The sequence below is a fragment of the Persicobacter psychrovividus genome (assembly GCF_036492425.1).
Taxonomy (GTDB): Bacteria; Bacteroidota; Bacteroidia; order Cytophagales; family Cyclobacteriaceae; genus Persicobacter; species Persicobacter psychrovividus.
Map to the genome: position 1 here is coordinate 113,259 of NZ_AP025292.1, position 14,407 is coordinate 127,665.

Below are 14,407 nucleotides of genomic sequence, written 5' to 3' on the forward strand. Positions count from 1 at the left end.
TTTTTGCAGGATATTTATCTATTGAAAAATAGCTCCCACCTTATTATTTTCAGCTGAATTGTTCAGGGAAATCGAAAAAGCCTTGGTTCAAATCTAAAGTTGAGCCAAGGCTTTAATTTTTACAACGAGTTTGTGTTCTCTTGCCGGTTAATATCTATTATTTTAGTTGTTTTGGGGCAGAGTCCGAAAATTGAAGCTTAAGCTTATCTATAACTTCATTCGTTGGAATTCCGAAAGCAACTCCTTCTACTCCAATTCCAATAAGCTTTGAACTGACAACCCCAATAGCTACTCCTTCTTGATTTACGAGGGCACCACCACTATTACCATGGTTGACACTCGCATCAGTTTGAATGAGGTTAATTTTATTGGCGTTTTCTCTGAATCCAGAGACAATACCTTTTGAAATGGTTTGAGCAAGATCTTGCGCATTTGGCGTGCCGACAGCATAAATTTCTGAAGCTATTGCTAAAGAACCCTGCTGATCGAGTTTGACCGGTTTTAAGTCTGTAGCATCAATCTTTAACAGGGCCAAATCATGCACCTTGCTTGATCTAATGATTTTAGGCGTGAATTTCTGACCATTTGGCAGAATAACACTTAGTTTGTCCGAGGTAGCGATTACATGAAAGTTCGTCAAAATATACCCGTCACTTCCAATAATAAACCCACTGCCATGCCCAGATTTGTTGGAGATTGTTACAGAAGAGGAAATGACTTCTGAAACATTCGATGCGTATGGTATGTTGTTTTCAATATCAAATGGCGTAAAATCCTGCTCAATATTTTTGTCCTTTTTAAGTAAGGATTTCACCTTTGGAGCTTTTAAGAACTCCAACAGGTTGTACTCCATGGCATCTTTAAGCATTCTTTTTACATGATCACCATTTGTGGATGAAAATTCTCCTGAAGATGCCTTTGATTTATAACGAAAAATAGATTGTTCATAATAATCCAGGATATTCCATTCTACTTCAACGGTAGCTTTTTGAAGGATATTACTATTACCACCTGCAAATCCACCTATTCGACCACGAGTAGCATCAGTGGTGATGCCCAAGATTGTTGCATTAACATGAAGGTTTTCGGTATAGCCGCTGGCGAGTATTTTCTTCGACTGATCTATATACTCTAAATCAACGAGTAATTCATTTAGCGCTTCAGCAAAGATGGTGTTTTCTAATTTAATCTCCCCATCCTCAATTTCAGATTCTGAGGACTTATTGCTTGCGTATTTTTTGTATCTTGAATACCTATTATGTTCTATTTCTCCATCTTCAATATCAATACTCACTTTGTTAATGACAATGTGTTTTTGATCATCTTGCTTTTTGTGTAATGGTTCTAATCTATTGAATTCAACGACCTTTTGGTAGTTAACGGACTTTGTCCCATTATCAAGCAAAAACATGAATAGAGCACTGACTCCTGCAATTGCCTGTGCGCCGGGAATGAAAGCACAAGCACCTGCAGTAGCTAACGAAATCATTTTTACAGGAGATTTGTAGTCTTGAGAAATAGACCTGGTTTCACTTTTATACCCAGGCTTACTTACTGTGATTTCTTTTATGCCATTATCTCGTTTAACTTTGTATTTGCCCTTGACTTTTTTTGCGGTCTTTCCATCAATTTTAACAGTTGCTCCCTTTGGGGTGATAAATTTTGTTTTTTGGTAACGAGAGCTAAAGATAGAAGCACAACTTGAGTTGAGGAAAATAAGTAGCACAAGAATGAAAGTGGCCGAATTCAATCGATATTTATACATGAAGTCAGGTGGTTATTGAATTAAAAAAAGGATTGTTAGTTGGTGTTGAGAGATGAATATAGGTGGCAAAAAAACATCGCCAAGTGGTAAGATATACCTGATCTATTTAATTATTCTGTTGATTTGGCAAATAGGATATATTTTAAAAAGGTAATTACGTGAAAATGAGGCTTGCTTAAGTTCAACGGCAGAATAGTTACAATATGAACTTTTCATGTACAAAAGTGATTTTACAAGAGTTGATGGAGTGACGGGGCACAGTGAGACGCTACGACCAAGTCAGTACACAATAATGAAAAAACGAAAAGAATTCGACACACCTTACCTTCTATTTACACCGGCTTAGCACCCGAAGCTTTTACAAAATGTACCTTCAGCACATGAGCCCAGAATGGGCTTCTTGCAATAGACATGTAATTCATTCCATGGAAAAATTGCAACATCCATACCGTCAAGTCCAAAATATTATATCAGACAATAAAACAAAAATCCCCACTCCGATAACTCAAAGTGGGGATTTCTATATCAACACCTATCACGAGAAGAACCCTCGCAATAGCTTTATTTATTACATATTCGTTACAATCTCTTCACCGAATTCAGAACATTTCAGCAAGGTTGCCCCTTCCATCAAACGCTCGAAATCATAAGTTACGCGCTTTTTAGAGATAGAGCCTTCAATTCCTTTGTAAATCAGTTCTGAAGCTTCCGTCCAGCCCATATATTCCAGCATCAAGGCACCTGAAAGGATTACCGAACCAGGGTTCACTTTATCCTGACCTGCATATTTTGGTGCAGTACCGTGCGTTGCTTCGAAGATCGCATTACCTGTTTGGTAGTTGATGTTTGCTCCAGGAGCAATACCAATTCCACCCACGATCGCCGCCAATGCATCCGATACATAGTCGCCGTTCAAGTTCAAAGTTGCGATTACGCTGTATTCAGCAGGACGCAACAAAATTTGCTGCAAGAAAGCATCTGCAATCGAGTCTTTAACGATGATTTTTCCAGCTTGCTCGGCTTCTTTTTGTGCCAAATCAGCAGCTGCTTTGCCATCCTGATCTGCAATGCGGTCGTACTGTGCCCAAGTGAATACCTGCTCAGCATATTCGCGCTCAGCCAACTCGTATCCCCATTTTTTGAAGGCACCTTCGGTAAATTTCATGATGTTACCTTTGTGTACCAAAGTAACCGAAGGCTTTTTATACTGAATAGCATACTCAATAGAGGCACGCACCAAACGCTCTGTACCTTCTTTAGATACTGGCTTGATACCAATTGAAGAAGTTTCTGGGAAGCGGATTTTTGTAACCCCCATTTCTTCCTGCAAAAATTTCTTCACTTTTATTGCTTCTTCAGACCCGTGCATGTACTCAATACCTGCGTAGATGTCCTCTGTGTTTTCACGGAAGATCACCATATCGCAAAGCTCAGGGCGCTTCACTGGCGACGGTACTCCCTCGAACCAACGTACAGGGCGCACGCAAGAATAAAGGTCAAGTTCCTGACGCAAAGCCACATTCAAAGAGCGAATACCACCACCTACAGGGGTTGTCAATGGGCCTTTAATGCCTACAAGGTACTCTCTGAAGGCATCCAAAGTTTCACCTGGCAACCAGTTGCCCGTTTCGTTGAAAGCCTTTTCGCCTGCCAACACCTCTTTCCATTCAATTTTTCTTTCGCCATTGTAAGCCTTCTCCACAGCAGCGTCGAGTACTCTTTTTGCTGCAGGCCAAATATCAACACCTGTTCCATCTCCTTCAATAAATGGGACTACAGGGTTATTTGGTACTTGAAGTTTTCCGTCTTTGATTGTGATTTTTTGTTCGCTCATGGTTAATGAAACTATCGTTTTTTATCTAAGTTGAATCCGAATATAGGAGAATTTAAGTTGATTTTTATTCGATTTACAGATTATTATTCGTTATAAATGGATTAAAAAAGGGGTTTGTAGTTAAAAAATTGGGCTTTACCATTTTTGTATAATCCGCAGAAACAAATTGGTTGAAATAGTACTTTAACATGAGTGTGAGAATAGCATGTCGCTATTGCTGAAATTGAAAATGAAGAAGGAAGGGGTGTAATATGAAGAAAAGCACTACACAGCAGAAGGGATCTCCGCCCTTGTTTAAGAATCAGTTACTTGAAAAATTTACCCATACCCACATTGCTTACCCACTATTGATCTTCTATGGTGGCGGGCTCGGTTTGTTGGCCTATGGTGGCGTAATGATGGGGATTTCGGTGATCAATTTACTGGTCACTTTTACTTTAGGTTTGTTGCTTTTCACTTTTGTGGAGTATTGGGCGCACCGAAAGGTTTATCATATGATAGAGGATAAGCCCTGGAAGGCGCGGTTTACTTATACTTTTCATGGCGTGCATCACGATCACCCCAAGGATAAAAGCCGTTTGGCTATGCCGCCAGTGGTCAGTGTGCTGATTATTGCTTTACTGTTTGGCTTGTTTCGTTTGCTGATCGGCGATTATGCCTATGGTTTTTTGGCGGGCTTTATTGCTGGCTACGCCACCTACCTGTTTGTACACTATATCGTACATGCCTGGCGCCCTCCGCAGAATGTTTTCAAGCTATTGTGGGTGCACCATGCGATCCATCATTATAAAGACAATACTGTTGCTTTCGGTGTAAGTTCGCCAATTTGGGATGTGATTTTTGGAACAATGCCACGGAAAAAGCGTACCTAAAAGTATCATTACTATTCCATTCAGAAACTTCAACGGACGTATAAGTCCATCATGTTGTCAAGAAGTTTGCGACCCAGATCCTCGATTTGGGTCGCTTTTTTTATTTATATCCAACGGAGTGTATTAGACGATCCCAAGTTGGAGGGTGCATTTGAAAGTGGGGCAGCCTGCTGCAATTTCAGATGATTGGAGTAGACTTTATTCCCTGTTTTTCAACCATCGCGCCGCAGAATGCTTCATTACGGTGACGAGTTTCAGGTTTTTTTAGGCACTAAACGGAATGTGACCTTTCAGATCTTATCAATTTGTGGCCGATAAAAGGGTGCGAATTTCGAAATATGTAATTTCAGTGAAATAGACCTGATAATTTAACATTGGGTGGTTGGGATCAAAAGCTTTAAAATTGCATATGCCTTTTTAGGAAAGGTAACAGAATGAGGATTGAAAAACAGGTGAGTTTGTGAAATTGGCAATGATATGCCTTGATTTTGGTGTGAATGTAGATTTCGAGATTTGTAATGATGAAAATTCTTAAAATATCTCCCGTATATTTGTATTGTAATCAATAACAAACAAAGAAATTACAACGATGAAAAAAGTATTGTCTATTGCCTTCGCCTTAATTTTGGTTTCTTCTTTTGCATTCGCAGGAACAAATGACAACGAGTCAGCCAAAGGAAAATCTTTCTTCCGTGTGATCGGAAATTCAAACGCGCAAGTGTACAAAGTATTGTATATGGCGAATAAAGATTCTAAGGTGGTTGTATCACTTTACAATGAAGCAGGAAACTTGGTGGCTAAATCAGCAATCAAAGACAAAAACGAATTTATGAAACCTTTCCGTTTCGAAGAGATGCCAGCGGGAACTTATACCGTGGTAGTAAGAGATGGTTTTGGGGTTACTCGTAAAACATTCGAGCACACACCAGCATTGTAATTGATTCATCGGCGAAGGTTGACAATAAGAGTGCAATCCAGGAGTGATTGTCCTCTTACGTCAACACGATGAATCATTGGGAACAAAAGTCTCGGTAGTCGAGCAGCAATAAATGCCTTTTTAGGGCATTTTTTTTTGTCTATACTTTTTTGCAGGATGCCATTTTACTTCCCCTGTGCCCATTTTTTGTGTACGCTTTCAATGTCCTGGCTTAGTTGGTGCAACTGTGGAGGATCGAGGGCGAAATCATCAAGGTTGACGATCAGCTTTTCCTTTCCTTTCTGTTTGATATGTAGCCATCGGTCGTTTCTGTAAAACTCCTCTGCCTGTTTTTTTGCACTGAAGTTGTATTGGTGCTGTTGGTGTACAAAATGTACTTTATCCTCGTTGAAGGTGAGTGCCATTCCCGATATTCTACGGATCTGCCAATGGTTTTTCAGTACAATGAACAGCCCAAAAATAAGCAAAGCCACCACGTGTAGGTTGTTACCGAAATACCTATAGGTGCTTGCGTTGTCGGGGTCTTTGGTGATGAAAACCACACCTGCAATTAACAGCATGGCATAGCCCAAAACATTGGCTTTTTTGAGTCTTTTTATTTTTTTATCAGCACTGTACATGTTTCTTTCTTTTCGACAAAGATAACTATTCTATCGGTTTTGGGCTCGTTATCATTTGGACAATTCTTAGTGTTTGGGGAATGCAAACGTTCGATAATTTTAAAATTACCAATATGAAGGAGATAAAAGTCTTTTATTTTTGAAATCTGTATTTATGATCAGGATTGTCAAAAAATTAACATTAGCGGACTGTACTCAAAATGCTCGAAAACGAATGTGCCTTTTTCGTAAAACATAATATTTTGGTAATAAAAAGCAGATGGAAAATACGAATTCCGTAATGTGATGCGCTGAAAATGCGCTTTTTAGCTTTTCAAAACTTCATAAATGTGCAAATTTTATAAATCATGTTCTTTACATTTGCAGTGTAATCAATCAACAAAGCAAGTGTATTACAAGCGATGATGAAGGTGTTGTCTATCGTACTGCCACTAACTGTGTTTATTTGATCATCAATGATTCCTGTTGATGTATTTCACCTTTCGGAGCAAAAGCAATCTTAGTCGTGTGCCTTCGCCCAGAAAAAAAATTAAATACAGATCAGCTTTCCATATTGCCGCTGCTATTCAGCAAATAGTAGTATTAGCATTGTTGGATGGATGAAAAGTTAGTCGTCATATTTCAAAAAGTCCAAAAATTATTGATTAGTGGGCAGAACAGACAGCCAGCTGTGGGTAACCTAATAGGTTTGCCCATATGCACATCATCAAAAAATTTAAAGTTAATCAAGAGCGCCATTTGGGGCTTTTTTTTTGCCCAAAATATTTCAATGGCTAATTGAAAACAAGGATACAGCTTCTGTAGGATGCAGCCTGTAAATACGGCATGTTTTAATATTGTCCACAGACTAAAGAGATTCACATCGATTTTTTCAATCCGTCAATTGCTTATCGTCCATCGCGCACCTGGAATTGTATTTCCAAATTTTCGATAAGTAGGACAGCATGTGTTCATTATGGGTTGTCGCATTAGTCATAGTGCCCCCCCCCTTCCGATTCCTCCGATCTCTAACCATTAGGCTTTGTGTTGGTTTGTTGCCTTTGCTTGCCTCGTTTTGGTGGCTGAAGCAATTGCCTAATTCACAATAAGAAAATTATATCAGTGGTATAATTTACAAATCTGTCATTTCGTTTTTTATACCTGAAAACTTAACATTGGGGTGTTGGTGTCAAAAGGTTTGAAAATGGGGTATTGAATTAAAAAAAGGTAGGAAAATGAGGTTAATAAAAAAGGCTGGTTTGCGAAATTGATAATTTGACCTGCGCTGTGAGGCTGTGGGCTGATTTAAAAATCTGATAAACGTATGAATTTAATAAAATTAGTCGCGTACATTTGTAATGTAAACAATAAGTAAAAACACAAAACAAAAGAATTATGAAAAGTTTAATGAACACATTCGCAAAATTGATGACAGGAATTTTAGAAGATATGCCAGCGAGCACCTTCACTAACATTAGTAAATTTTAAGCTGTTTCATCATATTGAAGTTGACTATCCATGCAAACGGTTTGCATTAGATATGTCAGCATGATGAACCAGTAATGAGAGAACAAGCCTCGATAGTCGAGCGTCGGTAAATGCCTTAACAGGGCATTTTTTTTTGTCCAAAATTTCAGGTAGCAGTGCTCCCCTTCCGATTCCCCCGATCTCTAACCATTAGTCTTTGTGTTGGTTTGTTGCCATTGCTTGCCTCGTTTTGGTGGCTGAAGCAATTGCCTAATTCACAATAAGAAAATTATATCAGTGGTATAATTTACAAATCTGTCATTTCGTTTTTTATACCTGAAAACTTAACATTGGGGTGTTGGTGTCAAAAGGTTTGAAAATGGGGTATTGAATTAAAAAAAGGTAGGAAAATGAGGTTAATAAAAAAGGCTGGTTTGCGAAATTGATAATTTGACCTGCGCTGTGAGGCTGTGGGCTGATTTAAAAATCTGATAAACGTATGAATTTAATAAAATTAGTCGCGTACATTTGTAATGTAAACAATAAGTAAAAACACAAAACAAAAGAATTATGAAAAGTTTAATGAACACATTCGCAAAATTGATGACAGGAATTTTAGAAGATATGCCAGCGAGCACCTTCACTAACATTAGTAAATTTTAAGCTGTTTCATCATATTGAAGTTGACTATCCATGCAAACGGTTTGCATTAGATATGTCAGCATGATGAACCAGTAATGAGAGAACAAGCCTCGATAGTCGAGCGTCGGTAAATGCCTTAACAGGGCATTTTTTTTTGTCCAAAATTTCAGGTAGCAGTGCTCCCCTTCCGATTCCCCCGATCTCTAACCATTAGTCTTTGTGTTGGTTTGTTGCCATTGCTTGCCTCGTTTTGGTGGCTGAAGCAATTGCCTAATTCACAATAAGAAAATTATATCAGTGGTATAATTTACAAATCTGTCATTTCGTTTTTTATACCTGAAAACTTAACATTGGGGTGTTGGTGTCAAAAGGTTTGAAAATGGGGTATTGAATTAAAAAAAGGTAGGAAAATGAGGCTAATAAAAAAGGCTGGTTTGCGAAATTGATAATTTGACCTGCGCTGTGAGGCTGTGGGCTGATTTAAAAATGTGGCAAACGTATGAATTTAATAAAATTAGTCGCGTACATTTGTAATGTAAACAATAAGTAAAAACACAAAACAAAAGAATTATGAAAAGTTTAATGAAGAGTATCGTTAGTTTAATGAAAGGAATTTTAGAAGAAATGCCCGCAAGCACTTTCACCAATATCAGTAAATTCTAATCTGGTTCATCATACTGAAGTTGACTATCCATGCAAACGGTTTGCATTTGATATGTCAGCATGATGAATCAGTAATGAAGGAATAAGTCTCGATTGTCGAGCATCGGTAAATGCCTTAACAGGGCATTTTTTTTTGTCCAAAATTTTCTGAGCCTGTTTTTTAGTTTTCAAATTACCTCCCACCAGACACTGTTTTATCCTTTGCCTTTAAGGGGCGTTTTCTTGAGGATGTATACGCATTAAAAATAAATTAAAAAATGGGACGGTAATTACCGTTGATTTTCAAATTTTCAAAATCAGGAAAATTAAAGCGGAAAATTAACATTAGCCGTTTCCGATTCAAGGCTTTAAAATTGGAATATACTTTTTCGGAAAGTTTGAATAATGAGGGAAGAAGTCTATTGCCACATTGCGATATTGATAATTATTATAGTTGAAAAACGTTAGAAGTCGAATTAAAAAGTTGATAATTGTATCAATTTCATAATTTTCAGGCCGTATGTTTACAATGTAATTAAACATTTAACCTAACTATTACGACTATGAAAAAGATCTTTTCAGTAATGATCGCCATGATGATGTCTGCTGCAGTATTTGCAGGAGCAAACGACAACGAAGCCGCTAAGGGCAAATCAATGTTTCGTGTTATTGCCAACAACAACGCCGAGCTTTACAAGGTGATTTATATCGCCAACAAAACCTCGAAAGTGAAAATCAGCATCTATGATGAGGATGGTGCGATGGTGGTTTCTACGGTAGTGAAGGGTGTGGAAGATTTCATGAAGCCTTTCCGATTCAAAAGAATGCCTGCAGGAACGTACACCGTTGTGGTTCGCGATGGATTTAGCGTTACGCGCAAAACATTTGAGCACAAGCCTTAAGGCCATGGTTACACCACCTTTTAAAATGAATAATTCACCTAAAATGTAAAAAATGCATATGATGTTAGACCCAATGAATTGGACGAGGGGCACGGTTTTAAATCACTTATCGGTATCCGTCCACCTTTTGAGTCGAGTATAGTGAATAGCCTTACCGACCAACAGAGCGCTTCAGAAGCGTTTCAATTATTGCCGCTGACGATTGTATCTTATTTTTCTTAATACCTTCTGTGTGTTTTCAGGAGGTATTTTTTTTGCAAGTGGCTTGGTGGCGTCAGGTAAATGGTATTGATCGCACAGGCGCTCAGCATCCACTGCTACAGTGCTCGGTTGGGGAATTATCAGTGGTAAAAATGTTTTACTTTTCAGCAGAAGGGAAAAACAGTAAAATGGGTGCAATAAACCAGTAAAGGCCTTTTTTGCCTGTATCTTTAACCCTGCGATAGCTCACAAATAGCAGAGGAATAAGGACCAATAATTCATAGGCGATCACATAGATTATTTTAGAGATGTCGTGTAAAACTGATTTGACGATGATGTTGCCAAGAATTACAATGGCAATATTCAGCAGGAGGAATGACCAATAGTTCTTGCGGTTACACTGACCTTTAAAAATGGCGTTGAACATACTTTAGTGGGTTATTTTCAGGAAAAATTTCTCGGTCAAAGATAGTTCAGACCATAAAAAAGCCAACAGTGAAAATCACCATTGGCTTGATTAAAATTATCTGTTGACAGAAAATTAGGCCTTGATTCTGTCTTTTAGGCTATCCAAAGCCGACTGAATACGCTCAGCAACTTCCTGCTGACCGATTGTCGCGATGGTTTCAAAAAGGTCTGCTCCTCCCGCTTGCCCTGTAATGGCTACACGTACAGATTGCATCACTTTTCCCATACCGATTTCGCGTTTTTCGCATAGCTCCACATAGGCGGCTTTCACGGTTTCTGCATTGAAATCTTCCAATGCCAATACGACATTTTTGAAATCAGCCAAAACTTCATTCGCTTCAGTTGTCCATTTTTTGCGGATTACTTTATCGTCGTAGGCGGTAGGAGCTTCGAAGAAGTATTTCCCTTCAGCAACAAACTGCGTAGGGAAAGTTACGCGCTCTTTCAGCAACTGACCAATCGCTGCGGCTTTTTCTTCAGAACATTCCAAGCCTGCTTTTTGGGCATCAGCCAATACAAAAGCGGTTAGGTCTTCTGCAGAGCGGTTTTTCAGGTATTGCTGATTAAACCACTGTGCTTTCTGGATGTCGAATTTGGTTCCTGCCTTACCTACACGCTCAATTGAGAATCGTTCGCAAAGATCCTCCAAAGAGAACATCTCTTCGTCGTTTCCTGGCGACCAGCCCAGCAATGCCAAAAAGTTGGTCATGGCTTCAGGCAAATAACCTTGCTCACGGAAGCCCATAGACGTTTCGCCAGAGCGTGGGTCGTTCCAGTCCAATGGGAATACTGGGTAACCTTTTTTGTCGGCATCACGCTTCGATAATTTACCGTTACCGTCAGGCTTGAGGATTAGCGGCAAGTGAGCGAATTCAGGCATGCTGTCTTCCCATCCCAAAAATTCATATAGCAAAACGTGGCATGGCGCTGAAGGCAACCACTCTTCACCACGAATGACGTGGGTGATTTTCATCAGATGATCATCCACTACATTGGCCAGGTGGTAAGTCGGCATACCGTCAGATTTCAGCAAAACTTTGTCATCAATATCGATAGACATCACTTTTACCCATCCTCGAACCATGTCTTTCAGGCGTACTTCCTCTTTTTGTGGTACTTTCAAACGTACCACATAAGGCTCACCGGCATCCATTTTTGCTTTGACCTCCTCGGCAGAAAGTGTCAAAGAGTTTTTCATTGATGAACGGGTGATGGAGTTGTATTGTGGTTGTGCCACTTTAGCTTCCATCAATCTTTGGCGCATTGCATCGAGCTCCTCAGGGGTATCGAAAGCGTAGTATGCTTTGTCCTGGTCGATCAGTTGCTGCACATATTTTTGATAGATGTCTTTGCGTTGTGACTGAACGTAAGGGCCGTGCTCCCCAGCCTCTTTTGCGCCAACACCTTCATCTACTTCCATGCCCAACCAGTTGAGGGCTTCAAGGATGTAGGCTTCAGCACCTTCGACGAAACGGCTCTGGTCGGTATCTTCCAATCTTAAAAGGAATTTACCACCATTTTTGCGTGCGAACAGGTAATTGAAAAGGGCAGTGCGGACACCACCGATATGAAGGGCTCCCGTTGGTGAGGGGGCGAAACGAACTCTTACTTCTTTTTCCATTTATAGAGGAATGATTATTTATGTCAAAACCTGATTAGGCCGCTGTTGTTCAACGGCTAAAATCGTCTGCAAAGGTAACAATTCAGTGGGGATTTTGAAAAAGCAGGGCGCAGGAACTGTAATATTACTTTGCAGGAGCACCAAGGGGGTATGCCTGTTGGGAAGCGGGCATGAAAAAAGCGCCTATTTCAGGCGCTTTAAGTTAGTGATGATGGGTTACGCTTTAAAATCAAAAGCGCACCTTGATGGCTTATTTACTGCTTTCAGATTTGGATTTCACCTTTACTTTATCAGTTGATCGCAGGTTTTTGGCAATAAATTTCATTTGGTTGACTTCCTCTTCAGGGCGAGATTTCAGGTATTCCCAGTCGAGTTGCGACATTTTGGCCATGCCTTCTTTGTCGTGGCGGAAAGCCCTGTAAATGATGATTCTGCGCCATTGGTCGGCGGTTTTATCGGTATTTTCTTTACAGAAATTGTATTCCTTTTGTGCTAAAGTAGCGCGTTGGGTGAACGACTTTGCGTAGTAATACCTGCCGAGCGTTTTGATGGTTTTTTTCTGCTCCTGATTTAAAGCATGATAATCTTCATTGAGTTTTGCTTTTAGTTCAGGGGCAAGCGTGAGGTACATATTCAGCCACATGACAGCAATGATGCGCTCTACTTTGTTTTTTTGCTGATGTTCAAGATCAGCATAATAATGCTCTGCCTGTTTTTCTTTTTCCTCGTAATTCAGCGCTTTTGGGGCTTTGGGTGCTGTTGGTGCTTTGCTTTCTTCGGGTGCAGCAACGGACACGCTTGCGGTCAGTACCTCGGTGGAGGCTTTCGCATCCAGGTTGGTATTAAAAGAAAGTTTTTGTTGATCGCTGTTAATCTGCTGAATTTTATCGATGGTGGATTGTGCCACCACGGCAGCCTGATCGATGGTCTGTTCATACACCTGATAACCATTTTGGCCCCTTTTGGAACTCCAAAGCATTTGGTGGTCGGTAAGCACAAGGTAACCGTCGTCGGCATGGGTATTAAAAGGCGCACCGAGGTTGACGACTTCATTCCGTGAAGCATCATATTTGAAAATATCATAACCACCATAGTTGGAATGGCCGTCGCTGGTAAAGTACATGGTGTTGGTGCGGTGGTCAAATACGGGAGCAAGTTCATCGGAAGAGGAATTGACCTCCTCAAAGTTGATGGCCTTTTTCCACTCCCCTTTGCTGTTTTTTACACTGTACCAGATATCGAATCCTCCTTTGCCATGTGGGCGGTCGGAGCTGAAATACAGGGTGTCGCCAGTGGCAGAAAGTGCAGGTGTGATGTTATCAAAGTAGGGATCGTTCACGCGGTCTTCCAATACCTGTGCCCTGCCCCATCGGCCATTTTTTCGGGTAGAAAAGTATAGCTGTGCGGGGTAGTTCAATGAACTTCTGACAAAATACAGGGTGTTGCCATCGGGGCTGATGATGGCACTTTCCTCCTGATTGGTGGACGTGAGGTTTTTCATCCCGTCGGTGGTGTTGAGGTAGGGTTCCCACTGTTGGGTATCGCTATTTTGGGTGAATCTTTCAAAAGCGCCTCGGCCCGTACGCTCGACACTTGCCAGCCACAGTTGTTTTTGTTGTGGCAGGTAAGTTCCTGCAAAGTATTTCTTTGAAGTGGGGAATTCAGTCGCAAGGCGGAAACCGTCATTTTCAGAAGGCTGGTAGGGGTCGTTCAGGGCGAGTTCACAGCCCTTGACTTCCTCTTCAGCTTTGATGATCAGTGTTTTTGCATCTCCTTTAATCCGTCCACGGATCGTTTTTGCCTCTTCAATAAAAGTATCGAAAGCACTGACGGCCTGTTCGTATTTTCCCATTTGCTTCAGTACAACGGCATAATCATAGCGCACCAAGGGAAGGTCTTCACGGTAGTCGCTGATGAGTTTTTCAAACATGGCAGTGGCCTTGTCGTGATCTCCCATCCCGATATAGCACTCCGCAAGCTCGAAAGCGGTGAAGGGGTCGAAATTGGCTTTCAGGGCTTTTTCATATAGTGGTACTGCTGCGGCATATTTTCCAGCATCGTAGGCTCTTTCAGCTTTTTCAATGGTGGAGTTTTGTGCTGCGGCAAAGTGGGCGTTACCTAAAATAAGGAGGAAAAGGAGGATTTTCTTCATTTGGTTAATGTTGATAGCCTTTGTAGTTTAAATGGTGTGCTTACTGGTTGTAAAGACTTGTTAATTCATTAACAAGTAATGGGTTATTGATCAATCATTAAAAGCATAATTATACTAATTTATTTAAAATATATTAATATTTTTATTTAATAAGTGATTATTTTATTGCTTTCCTTACAGCAATGCGGTATTATCTTAATTTGAGGATTATTGCGTGTATTACGGCTTGCCAAAATTGTACAGAGTAGCGGCATTTTGCGGTTACTGTTTTTAAGGGAAGAGAATAAATCTTACCTTTGATTGTT

Annotated in this window: 9 protein-coding genes; 3 read left to right on the top strand and 6 right to left on the bottom strand. The window is 40.2% G+C overall.

Annotation, left to right across the window (positions count from 1 at the left end):
- Positions 1-157: 157 nt before the first annotated feature.
- Together AABK40_RS00465 and icd are read right to left on the bottom strand one after the other, a co-directional pair.
- Positions 158-1,765, bottom strand: a complete 1,608-nt coding sequence (locus tag AABK40_RS00465) for a S1C family serine protease (protein ID WP_338397371.1) — start codon at positions 1,763-1,765, stop codon at positions 158-160.
- A 568-nt stretch (positions 1,766-2,333) separates the two neighbouring features.
- A complete protein-coding gene (gene icd, locus AABK40_RS00470) occupies positions 2,334-3,599 on the bottom strand; it encodes an NADP-dependent isocitrate dehydrogenase (protein WP_332919316.1) in 1,266 nt (421 codons plus the stop codon).
- A gap of 251 nt (positions 3,600-3,850) precedes the next feature.
- On the opposite strand from icd, the gene AABK40_RS00475 reads away from it, so the two are divergent.
- Together AABK40_RS00475 and AABK40_RS00480 are read left to right on the top strand one after the other, a co-directional pair.
- Complete coding sequence (locus tag AABK40_RS00475) at positions 3,851-4,471, top strand: sterol desaturase family protein (protein ID WP_332919315.1); 621 nt, start codon at positions 3,851-3,853, stop codon at positions 4,469-4,471.
- Positions 4,472-5,060: 589 nt separating this feature from the next.
- On the top strand, positions 5,061-5,408 hold the full coding sequence (locus tag AABK40_RS00480; RefSeq protein WP_332919314.1) for a hypothetical protein: 348 nt from the start codon (positions 5,061-5,063) through the stop codon (positions 5,406-5,408).
- Between the two features lie 164 nt (positions 5,409-5,572).
- On the opposite strand, the gene AABK40_RS00485 is transcribed toward AABK40_RS00480, so the two are convergent.
- Positions 5,573-6,028 carry a hypothetical protein gene (locus AABK40_RS00485; protein WP_332919313.1) on the bottom strand — a complete coding sequence of 152 codons (456 nt, stop codon included), beginning with the start codon at positions 6,026-6,028 and terminating at the stop codon, positions 5,573-5,575.
- Positions 6,029-9,321: 3,293 nt separating this feature from the next.
- Here AABK40_RS00485 and AABK40_RS00490 point away from each other — a divergent pair.
- Positions 9,322-9,660 (top strand): T9SS type A sorting domain-containing protein, encoded by a 339-nt coding sequence (locus AABK40_RS00490; protein WP_332919312.1) that lies wholly within the window; start codon positions 9,322-9,324, stop codon positions 9,658-9,660.
- 358 nt (positions 9,661-10,018) lie between these two features.
- Here AABK40_RS00490 and AABK40_RS00495 read toward each other — a convergent pair whose 3' ends face one another.
- From AABK40_RS00495 to AABK40_RS00505, 3 genes are all read right to left on the bottom strand, one after another.
- A complete protein-coding gene (locus AABK40_RS00495) occupies positions 10,019-10,288 on the bottom strand; it encodes a DUF805 domain-containing protein (protein ID WP_338397372.1) in 270 nt (89 codons plus the stop codon).
- 114 nt (positions 10,289-10,402) lie between these two features.
- Positions 10,403-11,950, bottom strand: coding sequence for a glutamate--tRNA ligase (gene gltX / locus AABK40_RS00500; RefSeq protein ID WP_338397373.1), 1,548 nt, complete (start codon positions 11,948-11,950; stop codon positions 10,403-10,405).
- Between the two features lie 250 nt (positions 11,951-12,200).
- On the bottom strand, positions 12,201-14,102 hold the full coding sequence (locus tag AABK40_RS00505) for a tetratricopeptide repeat protein (RefSeq protein WP_338397374.1): 1,902 nt from the start codon (positions 14,100-14,102) through the stop codon (positions 12,201-12,203).
- Between the last annotated feature and the right edge of the window lie 305 nt (positions 14,103-14,407).

Coding starts and splice junctions, on each gene's coding strand:
- AABK40_RS00465 (WP_338397371.1), bottom strand. CDS start 1,765: ATGTATAAATATCGATTGAATTCGGCCACTTTCATTCTTGTGCTACTT.
- icd (WP_332919316.1), bottom strand. CDS start 3,599: ATGAGCGAACAAAAAATCACAATCAAAGACGGAAAACTTCAAGTACCA.
- AABK40_RS00475 (WP_332919315.1), top strand. CDS start 3,851: ATGAAGAAAAGCACTACACAGCAGAAGGGATCTCCGCCCTTGTTTAAG.
- AABK40_RS00480 (WP_332919314.1), top strand. CDS start 5,061: ATGAAAAAAGTATTGTCTATTGCCTTCGCCTTAATTTTGGTTTCTTCT.
- AABK40_RS00485 (WP_332919313.1), bottom strand. CDS start 6,028: ATGTACAGTGCTGATAAAAAAATAAAAAGACTCAAAAAAGCCAATGTT.
- AABK40_RS00490 (WP_332919312.1), top strand. CDS start 9,322: ATGAAAAAGATCTTTTCAGTAATGATCGCCATGATGATGTCTGCTGCA.
- AABK40_RS00495 (WP_338397372.1), bottom strand. CDS start 10,288: ATGTTCAACGCCATTTTTAAAGGTCAGTGTAACCGCAAGAACTATTGG.
- gltX (WP_338397373.1), bottom strand. CDS start 11,950: ATGGAAAAAGAAGTAAGAGTTCGTTTCGCCCCCTCACCAACGGGAGCC.
- AABK40_RS00505 (WP_338397374.1), bottom strand. CDS start 14,102: ATGAAGAAAATCCTCCTTTTCCTCCTTATTTTAGGTAACGCCCACTTT.